This is a genomic window from Jeongeupia wiesaeckerbachi (genome assembly GCF_050916355.1).
GTDB lineage: Bacteria > Pseudomonadota > Gammaproteobacteria > Burkholderiales > Chitinibacteraceae > Jeongeupia > Jeongeupia wiesaeckerbachi.
The window spans coordinates 2,655,976-2,673,622 of the sequence record NZ_CP136946.1; the positions used below are offsets into that span (position 1 = coordinate 2,655,976).

Sequence of the window (17,647 nt, forward strand, 5' to 3'; positions counted from 1 at the left end):
TCGGTGCTGGAACCACTCGCGCATCAGGGAATGGCGACGGTGTCGAGCAGTTCGACCGCCGCCAGCGCGTCCGGTCGGCCGCTGGCGCGCGACAGCAGCCGGTGGCCGGCAATCGCCGGGAACACGGCCTGAACATCTTCGGGGATCGCATGATCGCGCCCGTCGAGCCAGGCCCACGCCCGGGTTGCGGCGACCAGGCCAATCAATGCGCGCGGCGACAGGCCACAGGCAAAACGCTCCTGATGCCGGGTGGCGGCGGCGAGGGCCTGGACGTAATCGAGCAGCGGCGACGCAATCCTGATCTTGGCGACGTCGCGCTGCGCCGCGGCGAGCATCTCCTGATCACACATCGGCTTGAGCTGGGCGACCAGTTCGCGCCGGCCTTCACCGGAGAGCATGGCCCTTTCGGCGTCATGGCCCGGATAACCGAGTTCGAGTCGCATCAGAAACCGGTCGAGCTGCGATTCGGGCAGCGGAAAGGTGCCGATCTGGTGCTGCGGGTTCTGCGTGGCGATGACGAAGAAGGGCTCAGGCAGTGCGTAGGTTTCGCCGTCGACGCTGACCTGTTGTTCTTCCATCGCTTCGAGCAGCGCCGATTGGGTTTTCGGCGGTGCGCGATTGATTTCGTCGGCGAGCAGCACCTGGGTAAAAACCGGGCCGTGGTGGAAGCGGAAGCGGCCGCTGTCGCGTTCATAGACCGACACACCGAGCAGATCGGCCGGGAGGAGGTCGCTGGTGAACTGCACGCGCGAAAAACGCAGGCCGAGTGTCGCGGCGATCGCGTGCGCCAGCGTCGTTTTGCCGACGCCGGGCAGGTCTTCGAGCAGCAAGTGGCCGCGCGCGAGCAGGCCGGCGACGGCCAGGCGGATCGGTTTTTCCTTGCCGAGAATGACGCGGTTGAGCTGGGTCAGTACAGGTTGAAGCGGATGGGACATGGATGTGGGAAGCTCAGAATGCGCCGGAGAAACTGATGCCGAAGAGCGGCGCGGTGTCATAGTTTTCGCTGCCGATCTCGTGGCCGCGGTCGTCCTCGAGCTTGAGCTTGCCGCCAAAGGCCGCTGCGGCGTAGGCGTCGATGCGCCAGCCGGGCTGGGCCGCATAGCCGACGCGCAGGTAGACCGGCAAGCGGTCGTGCTGGCCGACGCCGCCCGGCGAGACGGCGTTGTTGCTGGCCAGCCGGAAACGCTCGGACCGGTAGGCGCCGCCTGCAGCGATCTGCCAGCGCTCGGTTGCGGCATAGCTGAGTTCGAGACCACCGGGGCCGGAGGGGCCGGCATCGAAGGGATTGCCGAGGTGCCACTGCTTGTCGATCTGCCAGTCGACGACCAGGAAGGGAAACGCGCTGGTCTTGTCGAACTCGCGGAACACGCCGGCACCGAGGCCGAGCTGCAAGGTTTCGCTGAACTGCTGCGCGGCGATGACGGTTGCGCCGTAGCCGATGGCATCGTTGCCCGAGGCACCGCGCTCGCCGGCGTATTCGATCGTCGGCATGACCGAGAAGCTCTGGTAGCCGGCGGTCACGTAGTTGATATGAAAGCCGAGATTGCCCTGCTGGATCGTTTCCCACGGCGCCTTGCCGCCAAAGCGCGTCGGTGATTCGAAATCCCACTGATCCTGGGCCAGTCGAACGCCGAGACCGAAGCTCCAGCCCGGATTCATTGCCTGATCGGCGCTGGCGCTGAACAGCAGACTGTTCACGCCGGCCTTGCCGCCCTCGTCGAGCTTGGTTTCGCCTTGCCAGACCGGCGTCAGCGCGACGCTGTACTGCGGCTCGTCGGCGTGCGCCAGCGCGGCGGTCGTCAGGCAGGCAAGCAGGGCAAGGCGGAGCGACTGCGGCATGGGGATCCTGGGCGGGGGCGGGGTGTGAATTTTGCCGAGTTCGGATGTGCGGCGTACACTCGGGCTGCAAATTTCAAAGCAAAACAATAACAGCTTTCGTCAAGAGGCCGAGTGTGTACGACACCAGAGCTGCGGAAAAACCCACGGCTTACCTTTCACATCCCGCTTGCAGCCTGCACGATATGGGCAAGGGGCACCCCGAATGTCCGGAGCGGCTGGCGGCGATTCGCGACCGGCTGATCGCGGCGCAGTTGTGGGACTACCTGTTGCACGTCGATGCGCAGCCGGCCAGTCGGGCGCAGATCGAAGCGGTCCACGATCCGGCATACGTCGAGCGATTGACAGTGATGGTGCCGTCGCAGGGCTATGTGCATCTCGATCCCGATACCGCGATCAACCGCTTCAGCCTCAATGCTGCTTACCACGCTGCCGGCGCCGGAATCGACGCGGTCGATCTGCTCATGAGCGGCCGGGCTGCCAATGCCTTCTGCGCGGTGCGTCCGCCGGGCCATCATGCCGAGCGCGCGCGCGGCATGGGGTTCTGCCTGTTCGACAATGTCGCTATCGCCGCGCGTCACGCGATCGACGCCTACGGGCTTGAACGCGTCGCCATCGTCGATTTCGACGTCCATCACGGCAACGGCACCGAAGACATCGTCTGCGACGAGCCGCGCATCCTGATGGTCGGGATGTTCCAGCACCCGTTTTTCCCGTACTGCGGTGACGAACCGAAGGGCGACAATATCCATAACGCGGCAATGCCGCGCGCGACCACCGGCGCGGACTTCCGCGAGATGGTGGCGGCGAAGTGGTTGCCGCTGCTCGATGAGTTTGCGCCGCAACTGATCCTGATCTCGGCCGGTTTCGACGCCCACCTCGAGGACGATATGGCGTCGATGGGGCTGGTCGAGGCCGATTACGCATGGGTGACCGAGCGGCTGATGAAGATCGCCAATCGCCATGCCGAAGGCCGGATCGTCTCGATGCTCGAGGGGGGCTACGATCTGTCGGCACTCGGCCGCAGCGTCGCTGCGCACATCAAGGTACTGGCCGGGTTGTGAACGATCCGGCATTCGCCCCCGGACCCCGCCAGCAAGGCGGGGTTTTTTACGTGCTGACGCGGTATTGATGAAAATGGAATGAAGAAATAGAAATATATAATTTATGGTTATTTATTGGCGCACCTTAAGATCGCTTCACAACAGGGCTGCGTTTCGATCCGCAGCCGATGTTGCCAGCCATCCGCCGGCCAGAAGTCGGCGGAGACACAGGTCTCTGCGACAGGGAGTGCGCACAATGAAAACATCTCGTGGACTGATTTTTGCCCTGCTGGCGCTCGCCGCCGGTTTTGCCCAGGCCGACAAGCTCGACGACATCAAGAAGGCCGGCGTGCTGCGCGTTGCGGTGTTCGACGCCAATCCGCCGTTCGGTTTCGTCGACGGCAAGAACAAGCACATCGTCGGTTACGACGTCGATGTCGCCAATGCGATCGCCAAGAAACTCGGCGTCAAGGTCGAGCTGCATCCGACCAATCCGGCCAACCGGATTCCGCTGCTGACGTCGAACAAGGTCGATCTGATCGCCGCCAACTTCACCATTACCGACGAGCGCGCCAAGACCGTCGATTTCAGCGTGCCGTACTTCGCCACCGGGCAGAAGTTCATCGCCAAGAAGGGCTTGCTGAAGCAGCCTGACGATATCGCCAAGCTGCGCATCGGCGCCGACAAGGGCACGGTGCAGGAGATCACGCTGCGCGAGAAGTATCCGAATGCGACTGTCGTGTCGTACGACGATACGCCGCTGGCATTCGCCGCCTTGCGGAACGGCAACGTCCAGGCGATCACGCAGGACGATGCCAAACTGATCGGCCTGCTGGCCCGCGTGCCGGACAAGGCCAAGTACGAGGTCTCGCCGTTTGCGTTGACGCAGGAGTATCAGGGCATCGGCATCGGCAAGGGCGAGACCCGCCTTGTCGCGCTCGTCAACGACACGCTGGTCGAACTCGAAAAGACCCAGCAGGCCGGCAAGATCTACGACAAGTGGTTTGGCCCGAAGAGTGACGCGCCACTGCCGCGCGGTGCTTTCAAGATCGGCCAGCGCTGACCGGTCCGAACCGAGCTGGCCCCACTGCGTAGTGGGGCCGTTTGCATTCCGGCGTGTCCGCGCCGCTATCGATGCTTTGCCATGATGTCATCCGTTTCGTTTTTTTCAGGGGCGCTCGAACCCCGCTACCTGTACTGGTTGCTGAAGGGCTTCGGCCTGACGCTGCAACTCTCGCTGTCTACTATCGTGCTGGCAAGCTTGCTCGGCTTGCTGGTTGCCGCTGCGCGTGAACAGCGCTGGCTGGCGGCGCCGTGCGTCGTCTACCTGTCGGTGATGCGCAATACGCCGCTGCTGGTCCAGCTGTTCTTCTGGTATTTCGGCGCCGCCAGCCTGCTGCCCGAGGCGTGGATGATCTGGCTGAATACGCCGAAATCCTGGTTCGGTGTGCCGTGGCCGTCGTTCGAGTGGCTGGCGGCGCTGTTCGGCTTGACCGTGTATTCGGCAGCCTTCATCGCCGAAGAAATCCGCGCCGGCATCCGCGGCGTCGGCCGCGGCCAGCGCGCGGCGGCGGCGGCACTCGGCCTGAGCGCGTGGCAGGCGTTCCGTTGGGTGATCCTGCCGCAGGCACTGCGTATCGCCCGGGGGCCGCTGTTCGGCCAGTATATGAATGTCGTGAAGAATTCATCGTTGGCGATGGCGATCGGGCTGGCCGAGTTGTCGTATGCGTCGCGGCAGGTCGAGACCGAAACGCTGAAGACTTTCCAGGCCTTTGGTGTGGCGACGCTGCTGTACATGCTCGCCGTCGTGCTGGTACAGGCTGCGGGTCGAAGGAGGGCGGTGTGATGCTCGATTTCACCGTGATCCGCGACAACCTCGACTACTTGCTCTGGGGCGCCTATCCGGACGGTGCACTGGGCGGCGCGGCCTTGACCTTGCTGCTCAGTAGCGCGGCCGGCATTGCGTCGGCCTTGCTCGGGCTCGCCGGTGGTATCGCGTTGACGCTGGCGCGGGGCAGGGCTGCGCTGTTGCTGCGCCTTGTCCTCGACGCCTTGCGGGCAATCCCGGTGCTGATGCTGATCTTCTGGATGTACTTCCTGCTGCCCATCGTGTTCGGCGTCGATGCCCCGGCGATTGCCACCGTCGTGTGCGCGCTGGCGCTGATCAGCGGGGCCTATTTGTCGCACACGCTGCACGCGGGCATCGTGGCCATCGGCACCGGCCAGTGGCAGGCCGGTTTGTCGCTGGGGCTGAGTGCGTGGCAGACGCTCAGGCTGGTCGTGCTGCCACAGGCCCTGCGGATGATGGTGCCGTCGTTCGTCAATCAGTGGATTTCGCTGATCAAGGATACGTCGCTGGCCTATATCGTCGGCGTCGGCGAACTGACGTTTCTGGCGACCCAGGTGAACAATCGGGCCATGGTCTATCCGACCGAAGTGTTTCTGTTCGTCGCGCTGCTGTACCTGTTGATCTGCGGCGCCCTGGAGCTGGCCGCTGCAGGCTACAGCCGCAGAATGCGGCAAGCCTGACACGGGGAGTAGCAGCACCGGCTGCGGCCGAGCCGGAATGAAAACAGGCGCCCGCGGGCGCCTGTTTGTTCGACGGCGAATCCGCTCAGCCGAAGATCTTCATCGACGTCCAGAACAGGCCGGCGGCCAGACTCATCGATGCCGGCAGCGTGAACACCCACGCCAGCAGGATGTTGCGGATCGTGCTCATCTGCAGGCCGCTCTTGTTGGCGACCATGGTGCCGGCAACACCGCTCGACAGGACGTGTGTCGTCGAGACCGGCAGGCCGAAGACGTTGGCGATGCCGATCGAGCTGGCGGCGACGATCTGCGCGCTCATGCCTTGCGCGTAGGTCATGCCCTGTTTGCCGATTTTTTCGCCGACGGTCAGCACGACGCGCTTCCAGCCGATCATGGTGCCGAGGCCCAGCGCCAGTGCGACGGCGATGATGACCCATTTGGGCGAGTATTCGGTCGTTGCGGTCAGGTCGGCGCGCAGCTTGTCCAGGTCGTCGACTTCGCGCGAGGTCAGTTCCGGCAGCTTGGTGACCTTACGGGCCGTGTCGTCGAGGCAGAGAATCAGCCGACGGATGTGCGGGCGTTCCTCGGGGGCGATCTGGCTATATTCCTTCACGCCTTCAAGCCGCGCGACCAGGGTCTGCACCGCAGGAATCGTGTCGTGGAAGTCGCAATGGAACTGCTTCGGCATCTCGCCGCCGTTGTTCTCGCGCGGCTTGATCAGCATGTATTTGCCGAGGCGATCGTCATGCTGCTGATAGAACTGCTGCATGTGGATCGCGGCGTCGCGGGTACGGTCGATCTGGTACGTGGTGCTGTTCAGGTCGAGGACGAATTTGGCCGGCACGATGCCGATCAGCACCAGCATGATCAGGCCGATGCCTTTCTGGCCGTCGTTCGAGCCGTGGGCAAAGCTGACGCCCATCGCCGAGGCGATCAGCACCACGCGGTTCCAGAACGGCGGGTGTTTCTTGCCGTCGATCGCACGGCGGCCTTCCGGGGTCTTGTGCATCTTGCCATTGGCCCAGACGCGCTTGAACACCAGCAGCAGCACGGCCGCGAGCAGGAAGCCGACCGTTGGCGACACCAGCAGCGACAGGCCGATATCGATCGCTTTCTTCCAGTTGATCGCGGTGGCGACGTCGGTATTGTTGATCCAGGCGTTGGCGAGACCGACGCCGAGGATCGAACCGATCAGCGTGTGCGAGCTCGATGCCGGCAGGCCGAAGTACCAGGTCCCGAGGTTCCACAGGATGGCCGCGGCCAGCAGCGAGAACACCATCGACAGCCCTTGAACGCTGCTGACGTTGATCAAGAGGTCGACCGGCAGCAGATGGACGATCGCGTAGGCGACGCTGAGGCCGCCGAGGATGACGCCGAGGAAGTTGAAAATGCCCGATGCGACGACGGCAAGCTGGGCCGGCATCGCCTTGGTGTAGATCACCGTCGCCACGGCATTGGCGGTGTCGTGGAAACCGTTGATGAATTCGAAGGTGAGGACGAACAACAAGGCGAGCGCCAGGCTCACACCGACGGTGAGGCTGAGGCCGCTGAACATTTCAATCATGGGAGCGATGGGGAGGTGCGAAAATGCCGCGGATTATGGCAGAAAGATGACAGTGCCGCTTGATCAAACACAGGGTATTGCAGTAGCAGCCGGTCAGCGGTCGGTGGTACTGCTGCCGGCCGTTTGGCGATGCTTTCTGAGTGCTAACTAGATGATTTTAAATGCCGACAGTCTGGGCCGCCGCGCGTGCTCATGATGAGCACGAAACGCTGAGCGCTGCGGCCCAATCCGGTGCCGGGCCGGCGAGGTCGTCGAACTCGGCGTCATCGTCGAACGGCCGGGCCAGCGCGCGCTGCAGCCGGTCGATTTCGCTGTTGTCACCATCGCTGGCCTTGCGGATCGCGACTTCGGCGAGATGGTTTCGCAGCACCAGGCGCGGATTGGTCGACAGCATCGCCGTTGCGCGTTCGGCCGGTGTTTGCGGGTCGGCGGCCAGTCTTGCGGTGTAGTCGGTGAACCAGGCGTCGAAGGCGTCGCGGTCGACGAACTGGTCGCGCAGCGTGGCATGCCGTGCCGGCGTCGACAGCGTGCGCCAGAAGATCGTCCAGTCGGTGCCGGCGGCCTGCATCAGTTCGAGCAGGCGGGTGAACAGCGGCCAGTCGGTCTCGCGCCATTCGGCAAGGCCGAACTTGCGGCGCAGGCGCTCGGCGTACGCCGCTTCGAACACGGTCTGGTACTGGTCGAGCGCCGCGCGCAGGGCGTCGAGTTCGACCAGCTTGACCAGTGTCTGCGCCAGACAGGCGAGGTTCCACAGGCCGATCTGCGGTTGCTGGTTGAAGGCGTAGCGGCCGTGCTGATCCGAGTGGTTGCAGATGTGGCCGGCGTCAAAACCGTCCAGAAAACTGAACGGGCCATAGTCGAGCGTCAGGCCCAGCATCGACATATTGTCGCTGTTCATCACGCCGTGGCAGAACCCGACGGCCATCCAGTCTGCGATCATGCCGGCGGTGCGGTCGCGCACCGCTTCGAACAGTGCCAGATACGGTGATGCTGTGGCGGCGCAGTCCGGATAGAAGTGTTCGATCGTCCAGTCGGCCAGCGCCTTCAGCGCTTCGGGTTCGCCGCGATGGTAGAAATGCTCGAAGTGGCCGAAGCGCAGAAAGGTCGGCGCAACGCGGGCGACGACGGCGGCGGTTTCGCGTGTTTCACGCCAGACCGGCTCCGGTGAACCGACCAGCGACAGCGCGCGCGTCGTCGGAATGCCGAGCCCGGCCATCGCCGCCGAGCACAGGTATTCACGGATCGACGAGCGCAGCACCGCGCGGCCGTCGCCCATGCGCGAATACGGCGTCAGGCCGGCGCCTTTGAGCTGGATCTCCTGCACCTCACCGTTAACGTCGGTGAGCTCGGCCACCAGGATCGCCCGGCCATCGCCAAGCTGCCCGGCCCATTGGCCGAACTGGTGACCCGAATAGACGCTAGCCAGCGGTCGCTCGTGCCGCAGCAGGTTGCCGACCAGCAGCTCGGCCAGCCGCGGATGCGCCGCCGGGTCGGGATCGAGGCCCAGGTGCTCGGCGAGCTCCGCATCCCATGCCAGCAGTTGCGGCTCGGGCAAGGGCATCGGTGCGACGATGCTGTAGTAGTGGCCAGGAAGCAGCGAGAAACGGAGTGTCAGCGGGGCAGTGGCGAGCGTATATTTCATGCCTTTCGCGCAGGGCGCAATCCTGAGTAAATCAATCGGGTATCAGTCTACGTGGCCCGGATCGGGTTGACGAGGCGATTGACGAGATCGAAACATGAGCGACAAAACCCCGGTGACCGCGGCGGTGCGCGTACTGCGCCAGCACAAGGTGGTGTACACCGAGCATCTGTACGAATACGAGGAAAAGGGCGGCACCACGGTGTCGGCGCGCGAACTTGGCGTGGCCGAACACGCGGTGATCAAGACGCTGGTGATGGAAGACGAGAACAAGCAGCCGCTGGTGGTGCTGATGCACGGCGATTGCGAAGTCTCGACCAAGAATCTGGCGCGATTGCTGCACAAGAAAAGCATCCACCCGTGCGCGCCCGACATCGCCAACAAGCATTCGGGCTATGTGGTCGGCGGGACGTCGCCATTCGGTACCCGCAAGGTGATGCCGGTGTACATGGAACGCAGCATCGCCGACCTCGACAAGATTTATCTGAACGGCGGCAAACGCGGCTTTCTGGTCGGCCTCGCGCCGGCCGACGCGGTCGCCATCCTCAAGCCGACCCTCGTCGATGTTGCGCTGGCGCACGGCGAGCACGGCTGAAGTACTCAAATCCACAAGGAGCAAACACGATGAGCGATCGCCTGACACAAATCACCACCCGCGGCGGTGACGATGGCAGTACCGGCCTTGGCGACGGTTCGCGCGTCGGCAAGGACAGTGTGCGCATCCATGCGCTCGGCGAAGTTGACGAACTCAACTCCAGCATCGGCGTGGCGCTGGCCGAGCCTTTGCCGCCGGCACTGCGCGATGCGCTGGTGCTGGTGCAGAACGACCTGTTCGATCTGGGCGGCGAGCTGTGCATCCCGGGGCGCGAGGCGCTGACCGAGGCGCAACTGGCCCGGCTCGAAGCATGCGTCGAAGCATTCAACGGCGAACTCGAACCGCTGCGCGAATTCATCCTGCCCGGTGGCTCGCGTGCGGCGGCAGCGCTGCACGTGGCGCGTTGCGTCTGTCGCCGTGCCGAACGCGCAGTGGTCGCACTCGACAAGGCCGAGGTGATTCCGGCGACCAGCATCAAGTATCTGAATCGCCTGTCCGACCTGCTGTTCATCGGTTCGCGGATCGCCAACCGCTTTGCCGGCCAGCCCGATGTACTGTGGCAGCCGGGACTCAACGCCTGAAGCCGGCGAACCGGAGCCGAAGTCGGGCTGCGTGATCCGGCTGCTCAGGCGCGGCGCTGCAAGCCGGCGTGTCGTTCGGCTTCACCCAGCGGGCGCACCGGCATTGCGGCAAAGTAGTGGCTCGGTTCGACGCCGAGCGTCCGGTGGAACATCGCGCTGAACGCACTCTGGCTGGCGTAGCCGAGCCGTTCGGCGATCCGTTTCAGCGGCTCGTTCTGCGCCAGCAGCTCCAGTGCCCGGATTAGCCGTGCCTGCTGGCGCCATTCTCGAAACGACAGGCCGGTTTCACTGCGAAAGCGCCGCGCCAGTGTTCGGCTGCTGGCACCGGCGAGATCGGCAAGCTGTTCGAGCGTTTCTTCGCCGTCAAGGCGCCCAAGCACGTAGTCGCACAGCCGCGTCAGCCGGGCGTCGTGCGGCATCGGCAAATGCAGCGGCGCCGTAGGCAACTCATGCAGTTCGGCAATGATCAGCGTGGCGATCAGGCTGGCGCGACCGCCTTCGTCCTGACGGATCGGTAGCGCGGTCAGTGCCAGAATCAGCTCTCGCAACAGCGGGCTGACTTCGAGCACCATGCAACGCGCGGGCAGGCCGGGCGTGGCGGCCGGCTCGACATAGATCGTCCGCATTTCGGCGTCGCTGGCGATCATCACCCGGTGCGGCGTTTGCGGCGGCACCCACAGCGCCCGTTGCGGCGGCAGCACCCAGTTGCCTTGGGCGGTTTCGACCCGCATCACGCCGTTGCACGCGTAGACCAGCTGGGCCTGCCGGTGCTGGTGTACGCCGGAGTCATGGCCTTGGGCGTAGTTACGGCTCATCGCGACCACGGTCTGCGGCAGGGCGTCGTAGTTGTCCGGATCGAGATCTGAATATGGCTGATTCACGATAAACTATGGCAGATTAGTGCTGAGTGGACAGCATAGACTCTTGCGGTGTAAGCGGTAAACCGCGACGCGTCTCGTTATCTGTCTCCCGGAGTTGCAGCATGCAAGCCAAACCGCTCACCCTGCCGGCCCAGGCTGCGCAGAACACTGCCTTCATGGTGCTGGCCGCAATCAGCGTTTCGCACCTGCTCAATGACATGATCCAGTCGCTGATCCTGGCCATCTACCCGATGCTCAAGGACAGTTATGCGCTGAGCTTTGCGCAGATCGGCCTGATCACGCTGGTCTACCAGCTCACCGCATCTATCCTTCAGCCCTTGATCGGCTTCTACACCGACCACCGGCCGCAGCCGCATTCACTGTCGATCGGCATGGGCTTCACCTTGTGCGGCCTGCTGCTGATGTCGCAGGCGGCGCAGTTCCACTGGCTGCTGGTCGCTGCGGCGCTGGTCGGCATCGGCTCGTCGGTGTTCCATCCGGAATCGTCGCGCGTGGCGCGGATGGCATCGGGTGGCCGCCACGGGCTGGCGCAATCGTTGTTCCAGGTCGGTGGGAATCTCGGTTCGTCGCTTGGCCCCTTGTTGGCCGCGCTGGTGATCCTGCCGCGCGGGCAGGGCAGCATCGCCTGGTTCTCGATCGCCGCAATGCTGGCGATGGCGATCCTCTACCGTGTCGGCCACTGGTACGGCGTGCAAAGGATGGCGGCTGCCGCGCGTAAATCGACGCCGGTAACGGGCACGCTGCCGCGTGGCACGGTGATGCGGGCAATGACGGTACTGGCGCTGCTGGTGTTCTCGAAGTACTTCTATCTCGCCAGCCTGAACAGCTATTACACCTTCTATCTGATCGACCGCTTCGGCCTCGGCATCCGCGACGCCCAGCTCTATCTCTTCCTGTTTCTGTTCGCCGTCGCGGCGGGTACGGTGCTCGGTGGGCCGATCGGCGACCGGGTCGGTCGCAAGCGAGTGATCTGGGGGTCGATGCTCGGTATTGCGCCGTTTGCGCTGGTGTTGCCGTATGCCAGCCTGTTCTGGACCGCGGTGCTGACGGTGATCATCGGTCTGATCCTCGCATCGGCATTCTCGGCGATCCTCGTCTACGCGACCGAGCTGGTGCCGGGCAAGGTCGGCACGGTGGCCGGGCTGTTTTTCGGCTTTGCCTTCGGCATGGGCGGTATCGGCGCGGCGGCGCTGGGCAAGCTCGCCGATCACACGAGCATCGAATACGTCTATCGCGTGTGTTCGTTCCTGCCGCTCTTGGGGCTGCTGACGTTCTTCCTGCCGGATGCGGAGCCGAAGCGATAACGGCGGGTACCGAATGCGTGTACCTCCCGGCCGGTCTGCGAAGACAGGCTGGGGTGGTTTTCGTATCGGATTTGAGCGCTTATGCTGGGATTTGTGGCGTGTCGCTTGTTCGGCAAGCCGCGATGCAGGCGTGATTGGTCGGCATCGCCAGGGCGGGGCGCAAAAACAAAAACCCCGATCCGGGGATCGGGGTTTTTGTCGTAATTGGTGCCCAAGAGAAGACTCGAACTTCCACGGTGTTGCCACCGCTAGGACCTGAACCTAGTGCGTCTACCAATTCCGCCACCTGGGCATTTATCTCAATTAAGCAAGCAGTTGTATCGTCAGTAGTGGTGCCCAGGAGAAGACTCGAACTTCCACGGTGTTGCCACCGCTAGGACCTGAACCTAGTGCGTCTACCAATTCCGCCACCTGGGCACTGCTCTTGCGCTAAACTACTTGCTGCTCGAGAGGTCGCCAATATAAGGATGCGTCGAAGCGATGTCAAGAATTAAAGCCGAAAAAACCGAAAAAATTTCCACCCCCGCGCCGCGATCTGCGCGAAAAGCCAAAATCAAGGGCCTGCGCGCCCAAGACCCCTACCTCGCACGTGAACGCGAGCGCTACGAATCCCCGCTGCCCAGCCGCGAATTCATCCTGCAGCTGCTGGCCGATGCCGGTGCGCCGCTCGATGCGGATGAACTGGCCCGCATGCTCGATATCACCGAGGACGAACAGATCGCCTTCCAGCGCCGGCTCGCCGCAATGGCGCGCGAAGCCGAGCTGATGATCAACCGCAAGGGCGCGCTGGTGTTGCCGCAGAAAGTGGCGTTGATTGCCGGCCGCGTTCAGGGCCATCCGGACGGCTTTGGCTTTCTGGTCCCCGATGACGACACCGGCGATCTGTATCTGGGGCCGCGCGAGATGGCCAAGGTGCTGCACAACGACCGCGTACTGGGCCAGCAGATCGGCGTCGACCGTCGTGGTCGGCGCGAAGGCAAGATCGTCGAGGTGCTCGACCGCGTCAACACGTCCTTGGTTGGTCGTTTGCGTACCGAACGCGGCGTCAATATCGTCACCGCCGAAGATAAGCGCATCAGCCAGGAAATCCTGATCCCGCCGGGCGACGTCAATGGCGCCGAGCCGGGCCAGGTCGTCGTCGTCGACATCGTCCAGCAACCCGAGCGCCATGTGCAGCCGCTGGGCCGGATCAGTGCCATTCTCGGTCGCTATGACGATCCGGGCATGGAAATCGAGATCGCGCTGCGTAAACACAATCTGCCGCATGTCTTCAGCGATGCCGCCGAGGCGCAGGCCGCTGCGACGCCGCAGAAAGTCCGCAAAAAGGATTGGCAACCGATCAAGGGCGTGGCGCGCGAGGACATTCGCGACTTGCCGCTGGTGACCATCGATGGCGAGACCGCCAAGGACTTCGACGACGCGGTCTTTGCCGAAAAGAAGGGCAAGGGCTGGCGCCTTGTCGTCGCGATTGCCGACGTCAGTCATTACGTGACGCCGGACGACGCGCTGGATCTGACGTCGATCGAGCGCGGCAATTCGGTTTACTTCCCGCGCCGGGTGATCCCGATGCTGCCGGAGGCCTTGTCCAACGGCATCTGCTCACTCAATCCCGATGTCGAACGGCTGACGATGGTCTGCGATATGCAGGTCAGCGCCAAGGGTCTGATCAAGAAGTACCGTTTCTATCCGGCGGTGATGCATTCGAAAGCACGGCTGACGTACAACAAGGTCTGGAACATGCTCTCGCAACCCGAGGGTGAGCTGGCGCAGCAGAACGCGAAGTTGCTGCCGCATCTGCAGACCTTGTACGCGCTGTTCCAGGCGTTCTCGGCCGCGCGCAAGCAACGTGGCGCGATCGATTTCGAAACCACCGAAACCGAGATCCGTTTCGACGACAAGGGCAAAATCCACGAGATCGTTCCCGTCGTGCGCAACGACGCGCACAAGCTGATCGAGGAGTGCATGCTCGCGGCCAACGTCTGCGCGGCCGATTTCCTGATCGAATCCAAGCATCCGACACTGTTCCGCGTCCATGAAGGCCCGACGCCGGAAAAGCTCGAATACCTGCGCGAATACCTGAAGACCTGCGGACTGTTCCTCGAAGGTGACGACGAACCGAGCGCGTCCGATTACGCCGAGGTGCTCGAAAAGATCAAATTGCGGCCGGATGCCGGCCTGCTGCAAACGCTGCTGCTGCGCAGCCTGCGTCAGGCGGTGTACAGCCCGGACAACAAGGGCCACTTCGGTCTTGGTTACGAGGCCTACGCGCACTTTACGTCGCCGATCCGCCGCTATCCGGACTTGCTGGTCCATCGGGCGATCAAGGCGGTGCTGGCCGGCAAGAAGTACAAACCGGCGAAAAAGTGGGAAGACCTCGGCCTGCAGTGCTCGATGTCCGAACGTCGTGCCGATGAAGCCAGCCGTGACGTGCTGAATTTCCTCAAGTGCTATTTCATGCGCGACAAGGTCGGCGAGACCTTCGAAGGCACGATTTCGGCCGTCACCGGCTTTGGCCTGTTCGTGATGCTCGACGGCCTGTACGTCGAAGGCCTGCTGCACATTTCCGAGCTCGGCAAGGATTACTTCAATTTCGACGAGCGCCGTCACGAGCTGAAGGGCGAGCGCAGCGGTGCGCTCTATCGCCTGACCGATCGGATCAGGGTCAAGGTGGCGCGCGTCAATCTTGAAACCAGCAAGGTCGATTTCGTGCTGGCGGATGATGTCGCCGAACCCGTTGTTGTACAGCCTGCCGCCGCCGGCGAGCCGCAACGCCAGACCGAAGGCCGACGCGGCACACGCAAACGTCGCGGCAATCGCGATCGTGCGCCACGCACGCCGGCTGCCGAGGCACCGGTAGCACCGCCAGCAGCGAATCCAGTGCAAGCGGCGCCGGCCAAACCGGCGCGTCGCAGCCGGAATGCCAAGGTACGCTCTGTGGCTCCGGCTCCGGCTCCGGCTCCGGCTCCGGCTCCGGCTCCGGCTCCGGCTCCAACGCCAGTGCCGACGCCAGCACTGGCGCAAACGCCAGCGCCGCGTCGCAAGGCGGCCGCGGTGGCGAAGCCGGTTGCTCCGGCCCAAAACGTCGCGGCGAAAGCGCCGGCACCGGCAGCGGGGCGTTCAGGTCGCGCCAAGACAGGTGGAGCGCCTGCGCCTGCAGCGACAGCTGCCGCGAAGCCCGTGGCCAATCCGGCGGCAAAGCCGACGCCGACTGCGCAACCGACCGCGCAACCGGCAACGCCGCGTCGTTCACGTGCGCCGTCGGCCAAGACCGCTACGCTGCCGGTGTCGCCAGCGCCGGCCGAGACGCCGGTCGCCAAGGCGCCGGTGCGTCGCAAGCCGGCCATTGCGGCCTTGCTGGCGCCGCCGGTTGTCGCCGAGCCCGCGCCGACCGATACGAAACCGCGCACGCGTCGCGCTAAGTCCTGAACGAGTCGTGTATCGTGGCGGCCCTGCACTGGTTGCGGGGCTGCCCGTACCGTGACGTCTGGTGCGCGCATGCTGTGTGCATTTGTTTGATTTAAAAGGAATTCTCATCATGTTTATCGTCGACCGTTCGGCCGCGCTGATTCGCCCGAAACAGCCTTTCCTGGACTGGCTGCTGGGCTTGCCGGGGAACGACATTCCGCTGTCGCTGGAAGACGTCCGTGCCGATTGCACCGTGATCCTGATCCCCGAGGCCAACGAGCCCGAGGACGGCGTCGCGCATATCGACGAAATTGCCGAACAGATTTTCGAGATGGAGTTGTCGTCGTGGGTAGGGGACGAGGAACTCTGGCCGAAGAAGCGCAATCTGAAGCTGTTCTGGGAATGGTTCGACGTCGAAATCCACCTTGGCGTGATGGATAGCGTTGCAGAGGAAATCCACAACACGCCGTCGGATCACAGCTACCACTGATGCCGCTGCGGGTCGCCGCCTGCTTCGGTTCCAGCCCCGTCAGCGGGGCTTTTTGATAGGGAAACGTATGCGCCGCATTGCTGCCTGCCTGTTGCTCGCCGGCTTGTCCGGCCCGGTTCTGGCTGAAACGCTGAACTACAACGTCGTCAACCTGAATGCCCAGTCGAGCCGCGAAGTCGGCAACGATACCGCGCATGCCTTGCTCTATGTCGAGCTGAGCGATAGCGACCCGGCGCGTCTGGCCGACAAGGTCAACCAGACGCTGGCCGCAGCGGTCAAGCGCGTCAAATCGGTCGGCAGCGTGCAGTCGGGCGGCACCGGCTACACCACTTTCCCGATCTACAACAGCAAGACCAACAAGCAGGAAGGCTGGCGCGGTCGGGGCGAGTTGCGGCTGAACAGCAAGGATTTTTCCGCGCTGTCCAAACTGCTGGGCGAGTTGCAGCAGCCACTCGCCAATGGCATCGGCATGCAGCTGGCGGATGTCCGTTACGGGGTGTCGGAGCAGAGGCGCGATCAGGTTGAAAACGAGTTGATCGAAGAGAGCCTCAAGGCCTTCCGCCAGCGCGCCGATCTGGTCCGCCGCAATCTGGACGGTAGCGGTTTCAAGGTCATCAACGTCAACGTCGACACCGGTCAATCGGTGCAGCCGCCGATGCCGATGTACAAGTCCGCGCGGGCGATGTCGGCCGATGCCGTCGGTGCCGCACCGCCCATGCTCGAAGGCGGCGACAGCCGTGTTTCAGTTACCGTGTCGGGCAGCATCCAGGTCCAGCAATGACGCCGTTGCCGCTGCGGCTGGTCCGTTCGCGGCAACAAAGCGGCTTGCACGCGCTGGCCCTGGCCGGCGCCGTCGCAGCGGCCATCGTGACGCCCTGGCCGTGGCGTGCCGCCGGCCTGGTCTGGCTGTGCGGCGCAACGCTGCTGCTGCGTCGCCGGCGCCAGCCGATCGGACTGGCGGCTTGCGATGACGGCTCGTTGTCGCTGCACTGGCCGGACGGCAGCAGTAGTGCCGCGACGCTGGCACCAAGCTCGCGCGTCGGCGTCTGGCTGATCGCCTTGCAGCTATCGGGAGAGCGCGGTACGACCTCGCTCGTGCTGTGGCCCGACAGCGCTGACGCCGAAAGCTTGCGCCAATGGCGGATCTGGCTGCGCTGGGCGCGGCCGGCGGTGTTGCGGCGCTTGCAGCAAGCCGGCGATCCACGCTGACCTTGCGCCGGATCAAAGGCGTGACCGCCTTTGCCGATTGAACGACGTTCCGCTGCCGTTTATAGTCCTGTCATGCTCGCAAGCTTCAAATCGTCACGTCTGGCGTGGCTCGTCGCCATCCTGCTGGTTTTTGCCCAGCTGGTCACGGCCGCCTATGCCTGTGCCGAAGCCTTGCCGCCGCAACCGCGCGCGCCGATGCTCGACATGTCCGACTGCGACATGCTGGAGATGGTCCAGCCGGTGATCTGCAAGGCACATTGCCAGAACGGAGCGCAATCGGCCGACGTGCAGCTGCCGCAGCTGGCGGCGCCGCTCTTTGTCGCACTGTTCCTCGCGTCACCCTATCTTGAAGCGCCCGATGCCGGCACCGTGCAGGCCAGGGGCGACCCGCCGACGCTGATCGCTGCGTCACCGCCACTCCGGATCCAGTACCAGGTCTTTCGCAATTAGTCCGCGCTGATCGCTCGTCTTCGCGTTCGGCCTGACTGCATCGTGCTGTCCTGCTCCCACACACCCGGGAGCATCGGGCATGCACATCGTGCTCTCCACCGAACGCATTCGAAACCGCGTG

17 protein-coding genes and 2 tRNA genes are annotated in these 17,647 nt (G+C 63.9%); 12 read left to right on the forward strand and 7 right to left on the reverse strand.

Annotated elements, in window-relative coordinates; translation table 11 throughout:
* Positions 1-23: 23 nt before the first annotated feature.
* A complete protein-coding gene (locus R0382_RS13005; RefSeq protein WP_432720058.1) occupies positions 24-935 on the reverse strand; it encodes an AAA family ATPase in 912 nt (303 codons plus the stop codon).
* A 13-nt stretch (positions 936-948) separates the two neighbouring features.
* Positions 949-1,839, reverse strand: coding sequence for a DUF6268 family outer membrane beta-barrel protein (locus tag R0382_RS13010; RefSeq protein WP_432720060.1), 891 nt, complete (start codon positions 1,837-1,839; stop codon positions 949-951).
* 182 nt (positions 1,840-2,021) lie between these two features.
* Between R0382_RS13010 and R0382_RS13015 the strand changes: the two genes are divergently transcribed.
* The 4 genes from R0382_RS13015 to R0382_RS13030 all read left to right on the forward strand — a co-directional run bounded on the left by R0382_RS13015 (position 2,022) and on the right by R0382_RS13030 (position 5,408).
* Positions 2,022-2,900 carry a histone deacetylase family protein gene (locus R0382_RS13015; RefSeq protein WP_432720061.1) on the forward strand — a complete coding sequence of 293 codons (879 nt, stop codon included), beginning with the start codon at positions 2,022-2,024 and terminating at the stop codon, positions 2,898-2,900.
* Positions 2,901-3,135: 235 nt separating this feature from the next.
* The gene (locus R0382_RS13020) at positions 3,136-3,942 is read left to right on the forward strand and encodes an ABC transporter substrate-binding protein (RefSeq protein ID WP_432720062.1); all 807 of its coding nucleotides are present in this window, start codon (positions 3,136-3,138) and stop codon (positions 3,940-3,942) included.
* 81 nt (positions 3,943-4,023) lie between these two features.
* Positions 4,024-4,725: an amino acid ABC transporter permease gene (locus R0382_RS13025; RefSeq protein WP_432720063.1), complete on the forward strand. Its 702-nt coding sequence runs from the start codon at positions 4,024-4,026 to the stop codon at positions 4,723-4,725.
* Entirely contained in the window at positions 4,725-5,408 is a 684-nt protein-coding gene (locus tag R0382_RS13030; RefSeq protein WP_432720064.1) for an amino acid ABC transporter permease, read from the forward strand. The genes R0382_RS13025 and R0382_RS13030 overlap by 1 nt, the downstream gene beginning before the upstream one ends.
* Positions 5,409-5,493: 85 nt before the next feature.
* Here R0382_RS13030 and R0382_RS13035 read toward each other — a convergent pair whose 3' ends face one another.
* Both R0382_RS13035 and R0382_RS13040 read right to left on the reverse strand, forming a co-directional pair.
* Positions 5,494-6,972, reverse strand: a complete 1,479-nt coding sequence (locus R0382_RS13035; RefSeq protein ID WP_432720065.1) for an inorganic phosphate transporter — start codon at positions 6,970-6,972, stop codon at positions 5,494-5,496.
* A gap of 190 nt (positions 6,973-7,162) precedes the next feature.
* Entirely contained in the window at positions 7,163-8,614 is a 1,452-nt protein-coding gene (locus tag R0382_RS13040) for a protein adenylyltransferase SelO (RefSeq protein WP_432720066.1), read from the reverse strand.
* A 94-nt stretch (positions 8,615-8,708) separates the two neighbouring features.
* Here R0382_RS13040 and ybaK point away from each other — a divergent pair, with 94 nt between their 5' ends.
* On the forward strand, positions 8,709-9,206 hold the full coding sequence (gene ybaK, locus R0382_RS13045) for a Cys-tRNA(Pro) deacylase (protein WP_432720067.1): 498 nt from the start codon (positions 8,709-8,711) through the stop codon (positions 9,204-9,206).
* A 29-nt stretch (positions 9,207-9,235) separates the two neighbouring features.
* Entirely contained in the window at positions 9,236-9,787 is a 552-nt protein-coding gene (locus R0382_RS13050; protein ID WP_432720068.1) for a cob(I)yrinic acid a,c-diamide adenosyltransferase, read from the forward strand.
* A gap of 44 nt (positions 9,788-9,831) precedes the next feature.
* On the opposite strand, the gene R0382_RS13055 is transcribed toward R0382_RS13050, so the two are convergent.
* Positions 9,832-10,668, reverse strand: a complete 837-nt coding sequence (locus tag R0382_RS13055) for an AraC family transcriptional regulator (protein WP_432720069.1) — start codon at positions 10,666-10,668, stop codon at positions 9,832-9,834.
* Between the two features lie 101 nt (positions 10,669-10,769).
* On the opposite strand from R0382_RS13055, the gene R0382_RS13060 reads away from it, so the two are divergent.
* Positions 10,770-11,972: an MFS transporter gene (locus R0382_RS13060; RefSeq protein ID WP_432720070.1), complete on the forward strand. Its 1,203-nt coding sequence runs from the start codon at positions 10,770-10,772 to the stop codon at positions 11,970-11,972.
* 205 nt (positions 11,973-12,177) lie between these two features.
* On the opposite strand, the gene R0382_RS13065 is transcribed toward R0382_RS13060, so the two are convergent.
* Positions 12,178-12,264 (reverse strand) — tRNA-Leu (locus tag R0382_RS13065).
* Positions 12,265-12,302: 38 nt separating this feature from the next.
* Positions 12,303-12,389 (reverse strand) — tRNA-Leu (locus R0382_RS13070).
* Positions 12,390-12,452: 63 nt separating this feature from the next.
* Here R0382_RS13070 and rnr point away from each other — a divergent pair.
* From rnr to R0382_RS13095, 5 genes are all read left to right on the forward strand, one after another.
* Entirely contained in the window at positions 12,453-15,398 is a 2,946-nt protein-coding gene (gene rnr, locus R0382_RS13075) for a ribonuclease R (RefSeq protein WP_432720071.1), read from the forward strand.
* Between the two features lie 109 nt (positions 15,399-15,507).
* Positions 15,508-15,867: a hypothetical protein gene (locus R0382_RS13080; protein WP_432720073.1), complete on the forward strand. Its 360-nt coding sequence runs from the start codon at positions 15,508-15,510 to the stop codon at positions 15,865-15,867.
* Between the two features lie 67 nt (positions 15,868-15,934).
* On the forward strand, positions 15,935-16,648 hold the full coding sequence (locus R0382_RS13085; RefSeq protein WP_432720074.1) for an SIMPL domain-containing protein: 714 nt from the start codon (positions 15,935-15,937) through the stop codon (positions 16,646-16,648).
* Positions 16,645-17,076: a protein YgfX gene (locus tag R0382_RS13090; protein ID WP_432720075.1), complete on the forward strand. Its 432-nt coding sequence runs from the start codon at positions 16,645-16,647 to the stop codon at positions 17,074-17,076. The genes R0382_RS13085 and R0382_RS13090 overlap by 4 nt, the downstream gene beginning before the upstream one ends.
* 72 nt (positions 17,077-17,148) lie before the next feature.
* Positions 17,149-17,526, forward strand: coding sequence for a hypothetical protein (locus R0382_RS13095; protein ID WP_432720076.1), 378 nt, complete (start codon positions 17,149-17,151; stop codon positions 17,524-17,526).
* The last annotated feature ends 121 nt before the right edge of the window (positions 17,527-17,647 follow it).